Below are 20,602 nucleotides of genomic sequence, written 5' to 3' on the forward strand. Positions count from 1 at the left end.
TGGGAGTGCACAGTATCGAATGGTCGATGCAGATAAGCAGATCGAAAGCCAGGGTGTCATTGGCCATTACGGCCACCAAAAGGCTTGTGTTCTGACAGGCAGGCTCGGTCAACCATCCGGGATGGATGAGCATGGCTTGATGGCGAGAAAAAAAGAAACCGCCGCCCCGGATGGGGCGGCGGCAAGGCGGGTCAGACGTTGTTCTGTTCGATGCCCTGAATATACCAGGGCGCCTGGTCGCGGACTTCACGAATCAAATGCCAGGTTTCGTTGAATTCGTTTTCCTGGCCATCCTCTTTCATGATGCCGTGGAACAACACTGTAGCCTCGGCCTGCTGACCGTATTCGCGTACATCGCCAAGCTCAGCAAACAGACGCACGATCTCGGTCTGGTTATTGGCGCTCTGCTCGGCACGCTCCTTGCGCAGCAGGTTATAGAGTTCAGGCGTGACAAACTCCTGAATCTTTTCAAAGTCGTTGTTGTCCCAGGCGCGTTGCAGGTTCATGAAGTGCTCCTTGGCACCGGACAGAAACTGCTCGCGACTAAACCAGGCAGGCTCGCTGGCCATGGCCGCACCGCCCATGGCACCAGCCGTGCCGCTGGAGGTGCCACCAAAATCGTGCGCCTGACGCTGCTGAGGCTGTTGATGCGCGTCGTGGGCACCGGTATTGGTGGCTCGACGCCGTGCGGCCAGCACCTTCCAGGCAATAAAGCCCAAAAGCGCGATCAGCAGGATATCCATGAAGCGGATACCGTCGAAGGCGCCGCCGAAAAACAGCGAGGCCAGAAGGCCGCCGGCCATGATGCCTGCCAGCGGGCCCATGAAGCGCGACATGCCACCACCGGCGGCACGAGTGCCCTGCTGGGCCTGCCGTGGCGGTGTCGTGGCCTGACTGCTGCTTGGGCTGGCCGAGCGCGAGTAGCTGCCAAAGCTCTTGCCGCCGCCGAAACGCTTGGCGTCGGCGTGCTCGACCGCCAGGCCAAAGCTCATCAGACCGATGAGCAGGGTAATCAATAGATGACGCATGAGAGATCCTCCCGATAAATGCATCATTGAGTGGTGGTCAACCGACCATCATTACGCTTGCGGCGTCTCGCGGGTAAATACCCAGCTGCGCTGATCCGAAAGCTCCGCGTTGAACCGGTAGCCGCCCCCGTCAAAGGCTTTCAGATCATCACGCTTTTCAAGTCTTTGCTGCACCATCCAGGCGCTCATCATGCCGCGCGCCTTCTTGGCATAAAAACTGATGACCTTGTACTGCCCGTTTTTAGCATCCTTGAACACCGGCGTGATGACATCACTGCCAAGACGCCTGCGATCAATGGCGCCAAAATATTCGTTGGAGGCCAGGTTGATCAGTACCCGATCACCGCCGCTCTCGCGCACGGCCTGATCGAGATCCTGTGTCAGTCGCTCGCGCCAGAACGCGTAAAGGTCGCGTCCGGCCGGGTTTTCAAGTTTCGTCCCCATTTCCAGACGATAGGGCTGCATCAGATCCAGCGGCCTGAGCATGCCGTAGAGCCCTGACAGAATCCGCAGGTGCGACTGCGCCCATTCAAGGTCATCCTCATGCCACCCTGAGGCCTCAAGGCCCGTATAGACGTCGCCCTGAAAGGCCAGGATCGCCTGTTTGGCGTTGTCCTGATCAAACGGTGTCTGCCACTGCTCGAAGCGGGCCACGTTGAGCCCGGCCAGCTTGTCGCTGATGCCCATTAACTTCGACAGCGCCTGCGGCGAATAGTCGCGCAGAATGTCGATCAACTGCCGGCTCTGGTCCAGATAATCCGGTTGCGAGGCAATCGTCACGTTGGACGGCGTTTCAAAATCCAGCGTCTTGGCTGGGGACAGCACGCTCAGCATGCAGATTCTCCGCTCATGATGTCACTGATTATACCCCCTCCGGCGCTGGCGTCAGACTGCCTTAAGTCAGTGCCAGGCCAGAGGGGAAAGCCTGTTTCCGGGTGTGCGGAGTAAGGCTCAGGGGCAGGGGTTGGGCAGACGCTTGTGGACGCCTTCGATGGCCTCGATAACCTCATCGGAAAGCGTCATGCCTTCGCTTGCGATGTTGTGATCGAGCTGCTCGAGCGTAGTGGCCCCTATGATGTTGCTGGTCAGGAAGGGGCGCGTGTTGACCCATGCCAGCGCCATCTGGGCCGGGCTGAGATCAAAGCGTCGGGCAATATCGACATAGGCCCAGGTGGCTTCCTCGGCCAGCGTCGAGTTATAGCGCTGGAAGCGATCAAACAGGGTCAGCCGCGCCCCGTCCGGCCTGACGCCGCCCAGGTACTTGCCGGACAGCACCCCAAAGGCCAGCGGCGAATAGGCCAGCAGCCCGACATTTTCACGATGACTGATCTCGGCCATGCCGATCTCGTAGCTGCGGTTAAGCAGGTTGTAGGGGTTCTGGATCGATACCACACGCGGCAGATTCATGGTCTCGGCCAGGCGCAGGCAGGTCATCGTGCCCCATGGCGTTTCGTTGGAAAGGCCGATGGTGCGGATCTTGCCGGCGTCCACGGCTTCCTTGAGCGCCGATAGGGTCTCTTCCAGCGGTGTCGCGTCCGGTGCCTCTTCGTGGTGATAATCCAGCTGGCCGAAGTAGTTGGCGGGGCGGTCCGGCCAGTGCAACTGATAAAGGTCGAGATAGTCGGTATTCAGGCGCTTGAGGCTGTCATCGAGCGCCTGATGGATCTGCGTGCGTGACAGTTTCGGCCCGCCACGCAAATGCTCCATGCCACGCCCGGCACCGGCCACCTTGCTGGCCAGCACGATATCGTCACGCCGGCCGCGTGCCTTCAGCCAGCTGCCGATGTAGGCCTCGGTGCGGCCCTGGGTCTCGCCACCCGGCGGGACCGGGTACATTTCGGCGGTATCGATAAAGTCGATGCCGGCGGCCATCGCGCGATCGAGCTGCTCGTGGGCCTGGGCCTCACTGTTTTGCTCGCCAAAGGTCATGGTGCCAAGACAAAGCCGGCTGACCGTAATACCACTGTCACCGAGAGGACGTCTTTCCATGGGGTCTCCAGAGCCTTTAAAAGCGGGTGAATGCCCATGTTAGACGGGTGCCGATGCGCGGGCAAACACAGGGCTTGAGTCACCTCCCACACAGGCGTATATTGCCGGCCTCGCTGCCCCGGGTGAACAACACCCGAAGGTGCGACAACATTGAGGCTATCCCTCTTTTTTGTTCTTGTTCTGCAGGTGATAAGTCACCTTCACGGCAACAGTCATTCGCATCAGTGCCCGATCCCTGCCACGCTACAGGCCAGACAGGGCATGAATCGAACGCTGGAACTCACAAGGTTGGTTGTTATGCTGCGGTCTGCTCAAGTATTCACACAGCTTGAATATCGTCTGGCATCGCGTTTGATGCAGGCCCCATGGCTGGAAGGCTCTGCGCACAAGCGTCGTTTGACCCTTCATCTGTTTCGTCGCTGTGCCAATGCCGGTCATGTGGATGCACTCTCCACCTATGGGGTGATGCTGTTTCGCCGTGGCCAGTCGGCACGCGACAAGGCCCGGGGCGTGCGCTGCGTCGTTCAGGCCGCCGAGGCCGGTCATCCCGAAGCGCAGTACCAGGTCGGTCATATCTATGAGCATGGCTGCACCCAGATCGCGCGTCGTGTGGATCGAGCAGTGACCTGGTATGCCCGTGCGGCCGAAGCCGGCCATGCCGGTGCTGCGCAGCGCCTGTCCCGCGCCTTTGATCATGGTGAGCTCGGACTGCCGGTCGACCCCGAACGCTCGCGCCACTGGCGTCTGGTAGACGATGCGTCTACGGGTGTACGGCAGATGACCTCGATCTCTGCGAGCGCGCCTGCCCTGCAGTAACGAAGACCCAGGCTCCGGTGAGAACACGAAAAAGCCCGAATCCACTGGATTCGGGCTTTTTTAATGTCCGACGTTTGTCACCGGATCAAATGGTCTCAGGCGCCGGAAACGCCCATCAGTACCTTTCCGGTACTGGTGTTCTCTTCCAGGTAGCGCATGGCTTCATCAGCTTCCTGAATGGAGAAAGTGCGATCGACCAGCGGCTTGACCCGGCCGGTCTCCAGCAGCGGCCAGACATGGGCGTGCAGGGCGTCCATGACGCTGCCCTTGCCCGCCGGTGAGCGCGAGCGCAGGGTCGAGCCGATCAGGCGCTGGCGTTTCATCAGCATGCGGCCCAGATCCACCTGGGTCTCCCGACCACCCATGAAGCCGATCAAAATGATGCGGCCATCGAGGTTGAGCACCTGCTGGTTCCATTCGATATATTCGCCGGCGACCGGGTCCAGCACCACATCGACGCCGCCCCAGTTCTGGACGGCTTCAACAAAGCTGCCGTCGTGGCGATTCCAGCCGGCTTCGGCGCCCAGCGACTTGCAGGCCTCGATCTTGTCCTGACTGCCAACGGTCACAAAGCATGGGTTGTTGAAGGCACGACAGAGCTGAATGGCGGCGGTGCCAACGCCACTGGCGCCGGCATGCAGCAGTACCCGTTCGCCTTCGCGCAGATCAGCTTCCATGTAGAGGTTAAGCCAGGCGGTAGCAAATACCTCGGGCAGGGCGGCGGCATCGCGCAGGGTCATGCCTTCAGGAATGCGCAGCGCCTGGGCTTCATTGACGAGAACCTGCTCGGCGTAGCCGCCACCGGCGAGAAGCGCACAGACCTGATCGCCCACTCGAAAGCGCTCGACGGAAGGACCGACGCTTGTGACCACGCCACTGACTTCCAGACCGAGAATCTCGGACGCTCCCTGAGGCGGTGGATAGCCACCGTCACGCTGAAGCACGTCAGCGCGATTCATGCCTGCCCAAGCCACATCGATCAGAATTTCGCTGCCGCCCGGAGAGGGCAGGTCCTTGTGCTCACACCACTGAAGGTGCGAATCCTTGACGGCGATGGCGTACATGCAGTGCTACTCCTGAAAAATTGAGATTTAGTCGAACAGGGCATCCAGCAGATCATTCGACGTGCTGGCGCTGATCAGCGTGGCGCGCGTATCGGCGTTGAGAAAGCCTGTCTCGACCGTGTTATCCAGAAACTGTAGCAGGGGATCAAAGAAGTGCTCATGATTGAGCAGCCCGATGGGTTTGCCATGCAGGCCCAGATAGCGCCAGGTCCAGATCTCGAAAAATTCCTCGAAGGTACCGATGCCCCCCGGCAGCGTAACGAAGGCATCGCTGTGGGCCGCCATCTGGGCCTTGCGGGTATGCATGTCCGGCACCCTGATCAGCTCGGTCAGTCCCGTGTGGGCCACTTCACGATCGACAAGATGGTCCGGAATGACGCCGACAACCTCGCCTCCTGCCGCCAGAGCGGCGCTGGCACAGGCGCCCATCAGGCCGGTGCGCCCGCCTCCGTACACCAGACGCCAGCCCCGCTGGGCGATGCCTGTGCCCACGGCTTCGGCCAGCTGTTGCCAGTGCGGTGCGTGGCCACTGCGAGAGCCCATGTAAACGCAGACGCTGAGGCCTTCATAAGGCCGGGTATGGCTGTTCATGACGATTCCTGCTGCTGGTGGTTCACACGGATAACGCGGTCCGGTGTTTAATCAACGCTTGCGGCAACCTGCGGATAGTGCTCATCGATCCAGGCGCCGATGGCGTTATGGTCACTGATGTGATGGGCATACTGCGTATGCAGACAGCGGACCTGCTGCCAGTTGGTAATGCCGCCGACACCACGTTCGGTCAGGGCTTTCGTAAAGCCCAGTCGCTCGATCTCGGCACGCTCCTGCTCGCTTATCCATGACCAGCGCTTTTGCACGTAGGCTTCATGGCTCTGACGGTAGGCCTCACGCAGCGCCTCGTTGTCCTTGAGATGTGCCTCGAGACGCTTGATCACACCATCGGCTTCAAGGTGCGACAGGGCCACGGTCAGCTCGCGACTGCAGAGCCAGTAAAGCGTCGGGAAGGGTTTGCCTTCCACCAGCGGGGCGACGCGCAGGGCCAGCGGCGTGCCGTGGCTGTCTTCGGCGCTGACAGCCTGCAGGCCGCGCGGTGTGCGGCCCAGCTGCTGTGTGATGATATCGAGCTGGGCGTCACTGGGGGCGTGGTCGGTACGAATGATCATGGTCGGATAGGCAGTTCGACGTGGGCACGAAGCGCACGATCGTGAAAGGAAAAGAGCACTCGCCGCGTGTGCGAAAACGGGGTTGCATCATAGACATGCCCCAGGCCGGCGGCAAGGCGTGCACCACCATCTTATACTGACGGTCAGTCCGGTCGCGAACCTGTTCTGGCACTGTCAGGGAGATGCCATGTCACCAAATGAGGACACCCCCTCGAGTTGCTGTGCGCTTTGCGAGCGTCAGGGTGTGGCGCTGACGCGTCATCATCTGATCCCGCGGGCGCTGCATGGGCGCAAGCGGTTTCGCAAGCGCTTCAGCCGCGAGGAGATGAAAGGCGATATCCTGATGATCTGTCGGCCCTGTCATAACCACATTCATCGCATGCTCAGCGAACGCGAGATGGCTGAAAGCTACCACACGCGTGAGGCGCTGCTGGCGCAGCCCGACATTGCCGAGTTTGCCCGCTGGCTCTCGAGTCGCCCGGCCGGCTTCAAGCCCAGGTCGCCGAGTCGTCGCCAGCGCTGAGAACGGATGAGCATCGCTTAAAGGAGTCGCTGGGCACCGTGATCATGCCAGGCCTGGGGCAGGCGCGCCTCAAGTGCCGGAGCAAGCCAGTCCGGCAGTGCCTCGCTGGCCTGTTCGAGACTTTCCCAGCGACGCAGACGGACCCACGCCCAGGCCCAGCCATCACACTGTGACGGTGTCCGAGGCATGGGGTGCGCCGGCATCTGGGAAAGCAGAAAAAGCGCGCTTCGCGTGGCCCAGGCCGGCGGATGATCCGCGTTTGAACATGGGGCCGCCCAGCGTTGGAGCGTGTCACCGTCCGGGTCCTGTGCCGGGTCTCCGAGCCCGGCAATGCGGGCGGTATCGGCCAGAATGATGCCCAGCTTTTCAGGCGTGGTATCGCCAATCTCGAGCCAGCGCTCGATCAGGGAAGGCAGGCCGGACATGGCGCTGGTATAAAAGTCACTATCGGTCATGATGAGATCTGTTCAAAAGCGTGGGATCAATCAAGGATAACGATGCCGCCAGCATCACGACATCATGCATTCAATCACGTTTCGGTCAGTGCCTGACCGGACCTGAGTTTCGGGGAGACAGCATGTCGCAGGACAGTGCCGACTTTGATTTTACGACACCGCTGGATCGGCGCGTGTACCCTACCACCAAATGGCATCTGTATGATGAAGACGTGTTGCCGCTATGGGTGGCCGACATGGACTTTGCCGTGGCACCAGCCATTCAGACGGCGTTGGCCGAACGGCTGGCGCATCCGGTCTTTGGCTATACGCATGCCGATAAAACGCTGAAGCAGACTCTGTGCCAGTGGAGTCGTGAGCGCTACGGCTGGGAGATCAACGCCGACTGGCAGCACTGGCTGCCGGGCGTAGTACCTGCACTGCATGTTGCAAGTCTGGCTCTCACCGAGCCGGGTGACGGCGTGCTGACCGTGACGCCCATCTATCCGCCCTTTTTAAAGGTGGCAGACAATACCGGGCGCACCACCCAGACGGCACCGATGCGCGCGCCCACGGAAAATGACCCGCTGTGGCGACTGGATTTCGACGCCATGGAAGCCGCCGTGACGCCGCGTACCCGACTGCTGCTCTGGTGTCATCCGCACAACCCGACCGGACGCGTTTTCGATGATGAGGAGCTTGCCCGACTGGCAGACTTCATCGAGCGCCATGATCTGATTGTCTGCTCCGACGAGCTGCACTGCGACCTGATTCTGGACGGCAGCGCTCACCGGCCGCTGGCCATGATAGAGCCCCGTCTTGCCAAGCGCACCATCACGCTCTGGGCCGCATCCAAGACCTTCAACGTCGCCGGGCTGACCAGTGCCTGTGCGGTGATCAGCGATGATGACCTGCGTGCTCGCTTCAAGCGTGGCTGTCTTGGGTTGATGCCGTCTGAAAACATCATGGGCGAGACGGCAGCGAAAGCCGCCTACGCCCATGGTGAGCCGTGGCGTCAGGCGCTGCTGGCACAGCTGCGTGACAATGTGGCGCTGATCGAGTCGTTCGTGGCGCGCTGGCCGGGCGTAAGGATGAGTGTCCCGCAGGCGACCTATCTGGCCTGGCTGGATCTGCGCGAGGCTGGTCTTGGCGAGTCGCCGCAAAAGGCGCTGCTCAAGCGTGCCCGGGTGGCGCTCAATAACGGTGCTGATTTTGGCTGGCCCGGCTTTGCGCGACTTAACTTTGGCACCGAGCGCGCCGTGCTGGAAAAAGCGCTCACGCGGATGGATGCGCTGCTGGCGCCGTCAGAGGTGTAACAACAGGGCGTGAAAACAAAAGCGCCCGGCCATGAATGGGGCCGGGCGCCATAGGGCTGCGCAGGAATCAATACAGCAGAGTAAACATGCGACGACGGTAGGCGACCGTCAGCGGATGGTCGCCACCGAGGGCGTCAAAGACGCGCAGCAGGGTCTTGCGTGCGGCGTCTTCCCCGTAACTGCGATCGCGCTTCATCAGCTCCAGAAAGCCTTCAAGGCCACGCTCGTAATCACCATCGGCCACGGCGCGCAGCGCGCGCTGAAACTGTGCCTCGCTGTCATCGCGCGTGCCGAGTGCCTCGATCTCTTCCACCGACAGGGCCTCGCGGGCGAAATCGATCCGGGCACGCACGCCACGTGCCTTGACGCCGTCGCGATGCTCCGGCGGCAGGGCATCAAGAATGCTCAGTGCATCGTCGAAATGACCGTCACGGGTCATGACGCCCGCCATGTCGATGCGATAGCCATGATCATCGGGATAATCGCTGATCAGTTGTGTCAGCAGAGCGCGGGCGGTGGCCGTGTCGCCGGTTTCCAGAGCGTTTTGAACCTGCTCTTCAACGCTCTGGGTGCCGCCTTCGGGGGCGGCGATGTGCTTGCCGAGCCATTCGCGCATCTGACGCTCGGGCAGCGCTTCGTGAAGCTGATCGTAAAGCTGGCCCTGCATGATCAGCTTGATGTCGGGGCCTGAGCGGATGCCCAGTTGGGCGGCAATCTGCGGCTGCTCTTCGACGTTGAGCCTCGCCAGTACGAAGGCCCCCTGGTACTCGTGGGCGAGCCTTTCCAGTACCGGGATCAGTGTTCGGCAGGCCTCGCTTGAAGGGCCCCAGCTCTGCAGGACCACGGGGATCTGCATTGAACCTTCCAGCACGACCTGCTGGAAGTTGGACATGTCGACATCGACGATAAACTGCGAGGCATCGACATGGCCGCTGGCGCTCTGGCCGGGTTGAGGGGACGGCGCGCCCATGGGTTCACCGGTTTTGGGATCAACGATCTGCATGATGGCAAGCTCTCGCTAAGAGGGATTCTCGGTCCGTTCAAATATAGGGTTGTTTATGGCGCTGACCCGGGGTGAATTCAAGACGCCCGGCACACAGGGTGAACAAAACATGCATCACGGAGGAGAGGTTACCGCGCTTGTGCTCGGAGTATCGGCAGGGAGCGTGCCATGACGCTGATCAAATGGCTGGCAGGTGTTCTGGCGTTTCTGGTACTGCTGCTGTCAGGGCCGGCAGGGGTCTGGTGGCTGGGCGGCATCGATACCCAGACGCGCTGGTCAAGTGCCGGACGGCAGTCTGTCGGCCTTGCGCCCCGGGCCGAGGCGTTTGATGGCGCGGTGGTTCAGCTTTATGGGGCACGTGCCTTTAGCTGGCGTGGTGCCTTTGCCATGCACACCTGGATTGCCGTCAAGCCGGAGGGGGCCAGTACCTATACCACTTATGAAGTACAGGGTTGGCGGCGCCCCACCGTGCGCACGCGTGACGGTGTACCGGATCGCGAGTGGTTCGGACAGCCTCCACATCTGCTGGCCGATCTGCGAGGTGCTCAGGCTGCGCGTGCCATTTCTCATATAGAGCAGGCGGTCGATGACTACCCCTGGCCGCAGCGCTATCGCGTTTTTCCAGGTCCCAACAGCAATACCTTCATTGCCTGGCTGATTCGTCAGGTGCCCGAGCTTGATGTGGAAATGCCCTCGCTGGCGTTGGGCAAGGACTATCTGATCGATGACCGTCATGTTCTGGGGCAGGTGATTGGGCCGGCGCCCAGCGGCACGGGCTATCAGCTCTCGATCTACGGTCTGCTCGGGGTCATGGTGGCTCGCGATGAAGGGCTTGAATTCAATCTGCTGGGGCTGGTCTTCGGGATCGATCCGCTGGATCTGGCCATCAAGTGGCCGGGCATCGGGCGTCTGGCGCCCGCGCCGCTGTATCAGTCACAGTATGAATGACGAAAACCATAAGGCGGGGCGTCGAGCCCGTCGATGTTGAAACCAGCAGGGAGCCGACGACCGTCATGCTGATGCGTTGAAGATGGTGGCTTGCTGATCACCAGACGTAAAAAAGCCGACCCGGAGGTCGGCTCTTTCAAATGAATTGTCGATGGTAGCGGGGGCCGGATTTGAACCGACGACCTTCGGGTTATGAGCCCGACGAGCTACCAGGCTGCTCCACCCCGCATCGACGTGCTGTGCATCTTACGCGTTTTTGCCACAGTGTCAATCGTTTGTGTCAAATTCCTGCAACATGGCCATGAGTTCGTCCAGGCGGGGAGCAATGAGTGCCCAGTCTTCCTGATCGATCGGGCCGCTGGCCAGCAGTCGGTTCTGCAGCTGCTCAAGTTCTTCCATGGGACCAGGCATGTTACCCATGGCGTCATTGAGCCGGGCCACCTGAACATCCAGTCGGCGAGAAGAGTCCTCGCTGCCCAGCGGTGCATCCACCAGTACGGACAGATGTACACGAAGGTGCTCGAGCCATTCACGTGCCTTGGCCTGCTCGCCGCTGGCACGACGTTCATTGCGCAGGCGATGGGCCTCCAGCGCCTGTGAAGAAAGGGCAAGAGGGGTGTCGACACTGTCGGCAGGTTCGCCCTTCAAGGCACGGCTGTCTGCCGAAACATGCGCCTCGAGCAGCGGCTGCCATTGCTGCCAGCGTTCGGCCAGGGTGCCCAGTGCCAGACGGTCCAGCCGCTCGCGTCGATCGCGCAGAATCCCTTCCCAGCGCTTGAGCATACCACCGGTGCGCGGGCCATTGGGCAGTGGCATCAGGGCATCGGCTTCGCGTTCGGCGTCATCAAGGATGGTCTGGTCAGCGGCGCGCTCGGGCACCCACTGATCCAGTCGGTCGATCAAGGCCTGCATTTGATCGAGCCGGCTGTCGCGCTGCTGTCGCTGTTGATTGCGCTGGGCATTGCGCCGCTCGAAGATGGTGTCACAGTGCTGACGGAAGGCGCGCCACAGGGCCTGTTCCTCGCCTCTCGGGGCGCGTCCGAGTTCACGCCAGCGGGTCTGCAGGGCCTTGGCCTGGTTGGCTCGGCGTTCGTCATCGATGTCGGCGTCTTCAAGCTCGCGAATCTCATCGACCAGCGCCTGTTTGGCTTGGGCGACCGCACGGGCCTGCTGATCGATCAGGGTTTGCAGCGCCCGCAGCGACTTCGTAAAGCGCTGACGCAGTTCACTTTCTCGATCCCTCGGCACGGGTGACCACTGACGCCAGGCCTCTCTGGCGCGATCGCGAATGGTACGCAGACTGTCGGGGTCGGAAGTGGCTGCCGTATGGTTAATCAGCGTTTCCAGCTGCTCACAAAGCCTTTCACGTTCGGCCAGATTGGTCTCACGCTGCTGATCACGACGCTGATAGAACCCGGCCAGCTGCTCGCGGACCCGGTCGGAGGCCTGACGAAAGCGTGTGGAGCGTTCGCGTGAGGCGGCAGCATCGCCCAGAGCCTTCCAGTCACGTACCAGACGGCGATGCTGTTGATCACGGGCGGGCTCATCCATATCGGCGGCCGCAAGTCCTTCCATCCCCTCGATCAGTTGCTCGCGCTTGGGCGCTGCCGCAAAGTTGCGCCAGTCGCGCAGTTCATGGGTGCGCTGCCCGAGCAGGCTGAGTCGGGCCTGCAGTCGGTCACGCTGGTTCGGCGGAAGACGCAGGCGGCGCTGCATCAGACTGTCGAGCAGGCGTGTGGCTTCCTGCAGCTCGCCGCGATCCAGCTGGCTTTCCAGCTGATCCAGCGATTGCTGAAACTGGTCAGGGTCGAGACTGGGGCGTGTGGATGTGCTGTCTTCCGGTGCCGGAGGTTCAGGAAGGTGGGTCAGCAGCGTCGGACAGGGGAGATCCTTCGGCCAGGCAATGGCACGCCTTGAATGATCGATGGCCTGAAAGTCCCGGCTGTCGATGGCGCCGCGCAGGGCCTGTTCATTGTCCTCGAAGCGCTGCCACGCGGCGGTCAGCTCGCTGGCTTTCTGGAACAGGGCCTCGAAACGTTTCTGGTCTTCCTGGCTCGGGGCAATGCGATCAGTGAGGTCGCGCCACTGTTCGGCCTGCAGCTTGAAATGGGCCTGTAGCTGGGCCACATCCTGGGCATCAAGTGTGGCGTGATGCTCGAGATCCTTCAGGGCCTGCTCGAGCGAACCAATGATGCGCTGGCTGTCGCGGCGGGCCATGTCCATGGCCTGTTCGCGCGCACGTGCTTCCCGCTCGGCATTGTCATGCTCGATTACGCGGGTGCTGGTGATCTGTTCTACCTGGTGAAACCTTTGACGCTGCGACTCATCGGCATCGTCGGTCAGCGAGCGCCACTCGCGCACCAGGTGGCGATAGCGCGCCGGCAGCATGGGTTCCCATTGCTGATCCGACAGACGGGTCATGGCGGCAATCAGGTCGTCCCGACGCTGTTGACGGGCGTCCTGCTCACGGCGCTGGTCGCGACGCTGGTTGAGCCGGTCGCGCGCGCTTCGCATGATCTGCTTGTCGCGACGCGCCTCCCGCGCCAGGCGTTCGAGTCCTTCATCGCTGTCGATGCGCTCGGCGGCGGCCTGACGTACTCCGGCAATCGAGTTCTGACAGGCCTGCTCGATCAGCGCCGATTCATCGCTGATGCGCGCAAGCGCTGCCAGCCGCAACTGTTGGTTGTCGGCATGTGTGACCATGTGCGCAACAAGGTCAGGCTTGTCGATGGTGTCCACCACCTGCTGGCGCTGTTCCAGCGATAGCAGGGTGCGCTCCTTGCCGGTCAGCGTATCAAGCAATGTGCGATACAGACCGGCGCCGGGTTCCAGCGTGGACAGCAGCGTCTGATAGCGCTCGGGCGTTGCCAGGCGGGCGAGGGCGGCATGGCGAACGTCGGGGTGGTCGTCATGGAGCAGGGTTTCGAGTTTTTCGTGATCGCGCTCGACCGTCAGGCCGGCAATGGCTTCCTGACGAATATGGGGATCATTATGACGCCAGCGCGGCGCAAACAGACGTTGTAGAAATCCGGGCATGAGATCGATGTCTTTCCAGGCAACTGGCGGTGGCTGAGTACCGGGCGATATGAGCGTTTTGACGTTAGGGAGATGATAACAGGCCTGCGCACGTGTGGCGTAGGGTTACCTTTGTGGCACAGCGCGCGCTTGATGGGCGTCGGCAACTGGCGACACCTGACAGACGTCGGCACACCCCGTATGATCGTTGGTCGGAAACACTATCATCGCTCAGGGCGTTCATTCATTATCCGACAGGAAACCGGGCATGAGTCTCAAGGTGGATCAGACGGCCACTGCCTTTACGTTCAAGGGCGGCATGCTGCCCATGACGGTCATGGAGCTTAACAGCCCTGACCCCGAGCGTGTCAGTGCGCAACTGGCAGGCAAGCTTAGCCAGTCGCCGGCCTTTTTTCAGCATACGCCAGTGGTATTGAGTGTTGAAAAACTTGATGATACCTCACTGGCGCTGGAGCGTCTTTGCGCCGTATGCCGTTCGCACAAGCTGCTGCCGGTGGCAGTCAGAGGCGGTAGTGAAGGCATCAAACAGTCGGCATGGGCACTGGGGCTGGGCTGGTTTCCACCTCAGGAGTCGCGCGAGGCACGCACACTGGCCTCGGTAACGCCCCCGCCACCGCAAACGGCCGTGATGGAAGAGGTTGGCAGTGGCGGTCGTATCTTTCGCGGAACGGTACGCTCGGGACAGCAGATCAGCGCCGCCGAGGGCGACCTGGTCGTCGTTGGCGCTGTCAACGCCGGTGCCGAAGTATTGGCCGCCGGCAGTGTCCACGTTTATGGACCGCTGCGGGGCCGAGCGCTGGCCGGCATCCACGGTGATCGTGACTGCGGCATCTTCTGTCATGAGCTGCATGCCGAACTCCTGTCGGTCGCCGGCAATTACAAGCGCCTTGAGGATATCGATCCGTCACTGCTCAATACGACGGTTCAGGTCAGACTGAGAGACGATCAGTTATCCATAGAAGCACTCGTCTGACCGCGAAGCCACCCTTACAACGCAACAGTTACAGGAAGCGCATTTTGGCCAGGATCATCGTCGTTACATCAGGAAAGGGCGGGGTCGGCAAGACCACCAGCGCGGCAGCCATCGCTACCGGTCTGGCCTTGAGAGGCAACAAGACCGTCGTCATCGATTTTGATGTGGGCCTTCGAAATCTCGATCTGATCATGGGCTGCGAGCGTCGTGTGGTATACGACCTGGTCAATGTCATTCAGGGCGAGGCGGGGCTCAATCAGGCCATGATCCGCGACAAGCGCTCCGACAATCTCTATATCCTTCCGGCCTCGCAGACGCGTGATAAGGACGCTCTGACGCTTGAAGGCGTCGAGCAGGTGCTTGAGAAGCTGTCGGAAGACTTCGACTATATCGTCTGTGACTCGCCGGCCGGGATCGAGCGCGGTGCCCAGCTGGCGATGTATTTCGCCGATGAGGCGATCGTGGTAACCAATCCGGAAGTCTCCTCGGTGCGCGACTCCGACCGTATTCTGGGGCTGCTGGCGTCCAAGACCCGTCGCGCCGAACAGGGTCAGGACCCCGTGGTCGAGCGTCTGCTGATCACACGCTATGACCCCAACCGGGTGGACAGCGGCGATATGCTGAACCTGGAAGATATCCAGGAAATTCTGGCCATCAAACTGATCGGGCTTATTCCGGAGTCTGAAGCGGTGCTGCGCGCATCCAACTCCGGGGTACCGGTGACACATGATCAGGACAGCGACGCCGGGCAGGCCTATAGTGATACCGTGGCCAGGCTTTTGGGGGATGAAAAGCCGCTACGCTTTCACCTGCTACAAAAGAAAAGTTTTCTGAGTCGGATCTTCGGCGGGGGGCGTCGGTGAAACTACTAGAATTTCTAAAGCGTGAGCGCAAGAAGTCTGCCTCGGTCGCCAAGGAGCGGCTGCAGATCATCGTGGCGCATCAGCGCGGCCAGCGCGGCCAGCCTGACTACATGCCCATGCTGGAGCGTGAGCTTCTCGAGGTCATCCGGCGCTATGTCGAAGTCGAGCAGGACGCCATTAACATCAGCCTGGACAGCGAAGATGACTGTTCGGTGCTGGAGTTGAACGTGACCCTGCCCAACCGCGGCTGAAGTTCTGCACCCGGGCGCCCCTTCAGCGATCAAGGTTGCTGAAGGGGCGCTATTGTTTATTCGCCTGCCCCATGACCCTTGTCTGGAACCCCTGTCTGGAGCCACTGCCTTGTCGGTCACCTTTCTTTTTCACGACTACGAGACTTTCGGTGCCGACCCGCGCCGCGATCGTCCTTCCCAGTTTGCCGCCATTCGAACCGATGATCAGTTCAATGAAATCGGTGAGCCAGAAGTCCTTTACTGTCGCCAAAGCGATGACTATCTGCCCCAGCCGGTGGCGTGTCTTCTGACCGGAATTACCCCACAGCAGGCCTCGCGCCGAGGTTTACCCGAGACCGAGTTCGCCGGACGCATTCTGGAGATGATGCAGCAGGGCAATACCTGCACGCTGGGCTACAACTCGCTGCGCTTTGATGATGAAGTCACACGCCATCTGTTCTATCGCAATTTCATCGATCCCTATGCCCGTGAGTGGCAAAACGGCAATTCGCGCTGGGACCTGATCGATGCCGTACGCGCCTTTTACGCGCTGCGTCCGGAAGGGATCGAGTGGCCCATGCGTGAAGACGGTAGCCCCAGCTTCAAGCTCGAAAAGCTCAGCGTGGCCAATGGTATCGAGCACGGCGATGCCCACGATGCGCTGGCCGATGTTCGGGCGACCATTGAGCTTGCGAAACTTTTGCGGGCACGCAATGAGAAGCTTTTTGACTATCTGCTGGGGCTGCGTGACAAGCGACGGGTCGCTTCGCTGCTCGATATCAACACTCGAAAGCCCATGTTGCATGTCTCACGACGCTACCCTGCCAGCCGGGGCTGCAGTGCCCTGATTGCGCCGCTGGCCATGCATCCCACCAACCCCAATGGGGTGATTGTGGTGGACCTGGCCATGGACCCGACGCCGCTGTTCGAGTTGAGTCCCGAGGCGATTGCCGAGCGTGTCTTTGCCAGCGCCGACGAACTGGCAGAAGGGACGACGCGCATCCCGCTCAAGGTGATTCATCTTAACCGCAGCCCGGTACTGATGCCGATCAAGGCCGTGGACGATGCCGTGGCCGAGCGGCTGGGGATCGACCGGGAAGCTGCCGAGCGACACTGGCAGCAGCTCGCCGGCAGCGCTGATATCGCCACCCGTGTGGCGCAGGCGTTCAGCGCCGCGCCGCCGGAGCCACCTGCCGACCCCGATCTGATGCTCTATTCGGGCGGTTTTTTCTCCAACAGTGACAAGCGCGAGATGGGCCGTATCCGACAGGCTCCGATCGAGACGCTTGAGGCGCTGAAGCCTTCTTTTCAGGATCCTCGTCTGGAAGAGATGTTCTTTCGCTACAAGGCGCGTAACTACCCGGAAGTGCTGACCTCGCAGGAACGCACGCGCTGGGAAAGCGATCGCTGGGAGCGTCTGAACGATCCGAAGGTCGCCGCCATGACGCTGACCGGTTTTGCTCGTGAAATCGAACGGATCAACGGTGAACTCGGCCACATGAGCGATCTTGAGCGGCAGTGCATCGAGGAACTGGTGATGCACGTTGAAGCCATGATGCCGCCGCAGGCCTTTGGGTAGGCCTGAGGCGTTGACGAAAGCGCGCCGTTGGCAAGGCGCCCTGAAAGATTATGATGCGAGCATCAGAAAAGGCTGCCAGGGGGCGTCCATGAGGTTGGACGCCACGCCGTCATCGGCCCCGGTTATCAGCACCGGGCGTGATCGCAGCGCCTGCCAGGCGGCCCGGATCTCCTCGCTTCGCTGGGCACTGACGGCCGCCGCCAACTGTTCGCGCCGGTCAAAGTCGGTCCAGCCATGCGCCAGCTCCTGCCAAAGACGTGCGGTGATCTGGCCCAGGCGCTGCTCACGCTCCACAAGACGCTCCGCCACGGCCTGCTGGTAGGCCACAACGTCTTCCTCCCCCATGTCCATGACGAGCTCGTCAAACCCTTCCAGAAACTGCTCGATACGCGAGTTCAAAACGCTCGTATCATGATCGGGGGACTGCACCAGCAGTGCCAGCCCTGGTGCGTCAAGCAGCGGCTGATAGCGCGCCGAAACGACATAGCCGAGCTGCTGATCGGTTCTGAGCTGATTGAAAAAGGGCGCGCTGATCATCTGTCCCAAAATGGCCAGGCGCGCCTGATCCTCCAGTGACCGACCCTCACCCTGCAGGTAATACAGCACGCCTGAATCTCCGCGCCGGCTCCGGGGGCGCAACAGGGGTGGTGTGGCAGTGGGGGTAAGCACGCTCAGATCCGGGATGGCTTCGGGCGTTACCCGTGGCGACAGCCTTGCGCTGAGCGCCTCTCCGATCTCTTGAGCGAGCTCGGTGCCGGTATCGCCGGTAGCGAGCGCCTGAATGTGCAGCTCGCTGAGCCACTGATCACGAAACGCTCGCACAGCCTCGGGTGTGATCTCTTCAAGTGCTGCAAGACGCGCCTCACTGGTCCAGCCCGGCGTTACCAGGGCCTGAACCAGCGTGCGGTTGAGCTGCTCATGCAGGGCCGAACCAGGTTCGTCCTGCCAGCGACGCTTGAGGCTGCGACTGACGCGCTGAAGGTGGTGACTCTCCATCTCGGCGTGCATGAGCTGATCGATGACCTGTGTCATCACCAGTACCTGGCGGTCGCGCCAGCCCGAGAAGGAGAGCGTCATACCGCGGGCGTGGGCATAAGCACTCATTCCCTGTCCGGCAAGGCGTGCCGGATAAAGCACATCGGACAGGCTGTCTTCCAGCCAGCGCGCCAGCAGCTCGGTCAGTACCGACTGCCGAGCACTTTGACCGGCCTGTGGGCTCTGCAGGCTGATGCGCCACTCCACCCGTGGCGCGCCAAAAACGCCCGTGGCATGCAGCCAGAGATCCAGCCCCGGTGCGTCCAGAATACATCGTGTGGCATTCGAGCCTTCGTTGATCAGCTTCAGGTCCCGGGCGATGAATGCATTGGGCTGTGGCAATGCCAGGCCTTCAAGCGCGGTCTCGATCCGGTCGTGATGCATAGGCACGTATTGCCATGGCGTACCGAACCACGGTGAGCACTGTTCGCCGGTCACCCCGGGGCCGGTATATAGGCGCAGCAGTCGGTCGGGCGTCAGGGCGCCTAGATAGTCATGAATGCGCGCTGCATTGAAGCCTTCCATCAAAAAGCCGGCCCGGCGTACCTCCTGAATCGGATAGCGTGCCATGGCCACCGAGAGCGCCGTGGCCAGCTGGGCCGGCGCCTGGCGCTGCTGAAAGCGAAACTGTTGCTCAACGACCCGGGCCTGCTCATCGTAGCGCCAGGACTCGACCCCCTGGTCGCGAATCAGGCCGATCCAGGCCATGAGAGCGGCCTGGATCTCGTCGAGATGTTCGCTGCCCTGTGGTGTGAGCTCGATATTGACCATCAAAAGCGCGCGCTGCCCATCACCGCGGGCGCTGCCGGCCGATAGCCCATCTGCCCAGCCGCGCTGGCGCAGACAGGCCAGCAGGCTGCCGGGCGCTTCATGTCCAATCATGTGCGACAGATATGAGACCGGCTTGAGTCGATAGTCCTGTTCGGGATCGGGGATGGGAAAGAGAAAGCGGACCTGATGCTGCTGGTCCAGCGACTGCGCGGCCATGGCCATCGGCAGCTGATCATCGAGGATCAGGGGCTGATCAATGGTGCGTCGGGTCAGACCGCGATCAGGAACGTCACTGAAAAGCTCGCGGGCCAGAGACGACAGCTCATCCAGTGACTGCGGACCGATCAGCACCAGCGACATGGTGTTGGCATCGTAGTGCGTTTCGTGAAAGGTCACGAGGGCATCGCGAAGGGCCTGGTCGGGATGGTCCTTGAGCGTATCAAGATTGCCGATACTGAAGTGGTTGTAAGGATGTTCGGGATTAAGCGACTGGCTCAGAGCGTCCTCGATGCGTCGGCCATCATCCTGCAGGCGCGCCTGATATTCGGCGTTGACGGCGTGACGTTCGCGCTCGACATAAGCCTCATCAAGCGTTGGTGCAATAAAAAAGCGACTAAAACGCGTCAGCGCTGGAGCAAAAGCCTCTGGAGTAATGTCAAAGAAGTAGTTGGTATCGCGAGGGGCGGTAAAGGCGTTGTGATGGCCGCCATGGGCGCTTAAAAACTGCTGATAGTCATTGGGGTCCGGATAGTGATCGGTGCCCAGAAACAGCATGTGTTCCAGAAAATGGGCCAGCCCCGGGAAGCGTTCAGGATTGAAGGCGCTGCCGGTGGCCACATTCATGGCGGCGCCGGCGCGTTCAGCCTTGTCGTCATGGACCAGCAGTACCTGCAGGCCGTTATCGAGCATCAGCGTCTCATAGTCGGCGCTGTCGCCCGGTCCCGGAATGATGCGCTTGTCTTGTTCACTGTTTGAAGACGGGGTCGTCATGGGTATCCATATCGCTCGCGCGGCCAGGGCAGGGTCTGCCCTGTGCGCTGAAAGTGTTCTGGTGACCGGCTAGTGCCCGGTAGCGTGAATGGCGCCGCGTGTTGCGGTGAGCATATGCCCGGTGGGGCGTGCACAGTGCCACTGCTGATTGGCCGGATCATTGACCAGACGCTCAACCGGGAAGGCGCCGAGCAGGGCAGGTGGCGCCGGGGCAAGTAATTTGCGCGCCTGAACCAGTGGCGTCTCGGGTGATAGCCAGGTGGCTGCCTGCTCGGCACCGATGACGGCAGGAAAGCGGTCGGTCAGGGGCGTGAGCGGTGCGTCAACGTCCACGGTGATCAATGCCATGGAGTCGAAGGCCGTGCGGGTATCGGTCATGTAGCGACACCAGATACCGGCCAGCATGAATGGGGCACGGTCGACCCGAGTGATCAGAAAGGGCTGCTTCTGGCGCGGCAACTGTTTCCAGATATAGACGCCGGAGACGGGAATCAGGCAGCGCCGGGCACTGAAGGCCTCGCGAAACATGCGCCTTTCATCCAGCGACTCGGCACGTGCGCAGTGGGGAGCGTGATTGAGTACCTTGAGCCAGGAAGGTGTCATGCCCCAGAAGGCGCGGCCCAGATGTATGTGGCCCTGTTCCAGACGAAGCATCGAGAGCCAGTGTCGAGGTGCGAGATTGGGGCTGGCCACGACAGGGTGGTCAATCACGACATCATCGAGAAGCCGGGCGGTATCCAGTGCTTCAATGTACAAACGCCCTGCCATGGCAATCGCTCCTGACGACATGAAAATGGTGAACAGTATGGGCGGTCTGGTTATGACAACCCCTGAAATATCA

The 20,602-nt window shown here is 61.3% G+C and carries 19 protein-coding genes and 1 tRNA gene; 8 read left to right on the forward strand and 12 right to left on the reverse strand.

What is annotated here, in order from left to right:
• Positions 1–191 precede the first annotated feature (191 nt).
• The 3 genes from B9H00_RS11970 to B9H00_RS11980 form a co-directional block, all read right to left on the reverse strand.
• The gene (locus B9H00_RS11970) at positions 192–1,028 is read right to left on the reverse strand and encodes a Tim44 domain-containing protein (protein WP_169713440.1); all 837 of its coding nucleotides are present in this window, start codon (positions 1,026–1,028) and stop codon (positions 192–194) included.
• 51 nt (positions 1,029–1,079) lie between these two features.
• Positions 1,080–1,862: a peroxide stress protein YaaA gene (gene yaaA / locus B9H00_RS11975; RefSeq protein ID WP_086900835.1), complete on the reverse strand. Its 783-nt coding sequence runs from the start codon at positions 1,860–1,862 to the stop codon at positions 1,080–1,082.
• A gap of 117 nt (positions 1,863–1,979) precedes the next feature.
• On the reverse strand, positions 1,980–3,017 hold the full coding sequence (locus B9H00_RS11980) for an NADP(H)-dependent aldo-keto reductase (protein ID WP_086900836.1): 1,038 nt from the start codon (positions 3,015–3,017) through the stop codon (positions 1,980–1,982).
• Positions 3,018–3,314: 297 nt separating this feature from the next.
• Here B9H00_RS11980 and B9H00_RS11985 point away from each other — a divergent pair, with 297 nt between their 5' ends.
• Complete coding sequence (locus B9H00_RS11985; protein WP_086900837.1) at positions 3,315–3,833, forward strand: tetratricopeptide repeat protein; 519 nt, start codon at positions 3,315–3,317, stop codon at positions 3,831–3,833.
• A gap of 95 nt (positions 3,834–3,928) precedes the next feature.
• Here B9H00_RS11985 and B9H00_RS11990 read toward each other — a convergent pair whose 3' ends face one another.
• Genes B9H00_RS11990 through B9H00_RS12000 form a run of 3 tightly spaced genes read right to left on the reverse strand, consistent with a single transcriptional unit; the run spans position 3,929 to position 6,060 of the window.
• Positions 3,929–4,897, reverse strand: a complete 969-nt coding sequence (locus B9H00_RS11990) for an NAD(P)H-quinone oxidoreductase (RefSeq protein ID WP_086900838.1) — start codon at positions 4,895–4,897, stop codon at positions 3,929–3,931.
• A gap of 27 nt (positions 4,898–4,924) precedes the next feature.
• Entirely contained in the window at positions 4,925–5,488 is a 564-nt protein-coding gene (locus B9H00_RS11995) for an LOG family protein (RefSeq protein ID WP_086900839.1), read from the reverse strand.
• A 47-nt stretch (positions 5,489–5,535) separates the two neighbouring features.
• Positions 5,536–6,060, reverse strand: coding sequence for a DUF501 domain-containing protein (locus B9H00_RS12000; RefSeq protein WP_086900840.1), 525 nt, complete (start codon positions 6,058–6,060; stop codon positions 5,536–5,538).
• Positions 6,061–6,247: 187 nt separating this feature from the next.
• Between B9H00_RS12000 and B9H00_RS12005 the strand changes: the two genes are divergently transcribed.
• Positions 6,248–6,583 (forward strand): hypothetical protein, encoded by a 336-nt coding sequence (locus B9H00_RS12005; RefSeq protein ID WP_086900841.1) that lies wholly within the window; start codon positions 6,248–6,250, stop codon positions 6,581–6,583.
• Positions 6,584–6,600: 17 nt separating this feature from the next.
• Here B9H00_RS12005 and B9H00_RS12010 read toward each other — a convergent pair whose 3' ends face one another.
• Positions 6,601–7,038: a hypothetical protein gene (locus B9H00_RS12010; protein WP_086900842.1), complete on the reverse strand. Its 438-nt coding sequence runs from the start codon at positions 7,036–7,038 to the stop codon at positions 6,601–6,603.
• A 122-nt stretch (positions 7,039–7,160) separates the two neighbouring features.
• Here B9H00_RS12010 and B9H00_RS12015 point away from each other — a divergent pair, with 122 nt between their 5' ends.
• Positions 7,161–8,333: a MalY/PatB family protein gene (locus B9H00_RS12015; protein WP_086901852.1), complete on the forward strand. Its 1,173-nt coding sequence runs from the start codon at positions 7,161–7,163 to the stop codon at positions 8,331–8,333.
• A gap of 67 nt (positions 8,334–8,400) precedes the next feature.
• Here B9H00_RS12015 and B9H00_RS12020 read toward each other — a convergent pair whose 3' ends face one another.
• Positions 8,401–9,336, reverse strand: coding sequence for a tetratricopeptide repeat protein (locus tag B9H00_RS12020; protein ID WP_086900843.1), 936 nt, complete (start codon positions 9,334–9,336; stop codon positions 8,401–8,403).
• 168 nt (positions 9,337–9,504) lie between these two features.
• On the opposite strand from B9H00_RS12020, the gene B9H00_RS12025 reads away from it, so the two are divergent.
• A complete protein-coding gene (locus B9H00_RS12025; RefSeq protein WP_086900844.1) occupies positions 9,505–10,284 on the forward strand; it encodes a DUF3750 domain-containing protein in 780 nt (259 codons plus the stop codon).
• A gap of 152 nt (positions 10,285–10,436) precedes the next feature.
• Here B9H00_RS12025 and B9H00_RS12030 read toward each other — a convergent pair.
• Positions 10,437–10,513, reverse strand: a tRNA-Met gene (locus B9H00_RS12030).
• Between the two features lie 38 nt (positions 10,514–10,551).
• Entirely contained in the window at positions 10,552–13,320 is a 2,769-nt protein-coding gene (locus B9H00_RS12035; RefSeq protein ID WP_086900845.1) for a DUF349 domain-containing protein, read from the reverse strand.
• 247 nt (positions 13,321–13,567) lie between these two features.
• On the opposite strand from B9H00_RS12035, the gene minC reads away from it, so the two are divergent.
• The 4 genes from minC (at position 13,568) to sbcB (ending at position 16,965) form a co-directional block, all read left to right on the forward strand.
• Positions 13,568–14,293: a septum site-determining protein MinC gene (gene minC, locus B9H00_RS12040; RefSeq protein ID WP_086900846.1), complete on the forward strand. Its 726-nt coding sequence runs from the start codon at positions 13,568–13,570 to the stop codon at positions 14,291–14,293.
• Positions 14,294–14,337: 44 nt separating this feature from the next.
• A complete protein-coding gene (minD, locus tag B9H00_RS12045) occupies positions 14,338–15,156 on the forward strand; it encodes a septum site-determining protein MinD (protein WP_086900847.1) in 819 nt (272 codons plus the stop codon).
• Positions 15,153–15,407 carry a cell division topological specificity factor MinE gene (gene minE, locus B9H00_RS12050; protein ID WP_086900848.1) on the forward strand — a complete coding sequence of 85 codons (255 nt, stop codon included), beginning with the start codon at positions 15,153–15,155 and terminating at the stop codon, positions 15,405–15,407. The genes minD and minE overlap by 4 nt, the downstream gene beginning before the upstream one ends.
• Positions 15,408–15,498: 91 nt before the next feature.
• Positions 15,499–16,965 (forward strand): exodeoxyribonuclease I, encoded by a 1,467-nt coding sequence (gene sbcB, locus B9H00_RS12055; RefSeq protein ID WP_086901853.1) that lies wholly within the window; start codon positions 15,499–15,501, stop codon positions 16,963–16,965.
• Positions 16,966–17,013: 48 nt separating this feature from the next.
• On the opposite strand, the gene B9H00_RS12060 is transcribed toward sbcB, so the two are convergent.
• Positions 17,014–19,761 carry an insulinase family protein gene (locus tag B9H00_RS12060; protein ID WP_086900849.1) on the reverse strand — a complete coding sequence of 916 codons (2,748 nt, stop codon included), beginning with the start codon at positions 19,759–19,761 and terminating at the stop codon, positions 17,014–17,016.
• Positions 19,762–19,830: 69 nt separating this feature from the next.
• A complete protein-coding gene (locus B9H00_RS12065; protein WP_086900850.1) occupies positions 19,831–20,529 on the reverse strand; it encodes an SOS response-associated peptidase in 699 nt (232 codons plus the stop codon).
• Positions 20,530–20,602 lie beyond the last annotated feature (73 nt).

Source organism: Kushneria marisflavi, assembly GCF_002157205.1.
Classification (GTDB): domain Bacteria; phylum Pseudomonadota; class Gammaproteobacteria; order Pseudomonadales; family Halomonadaceae; genus Kushneria; species Kushneria marisflavi.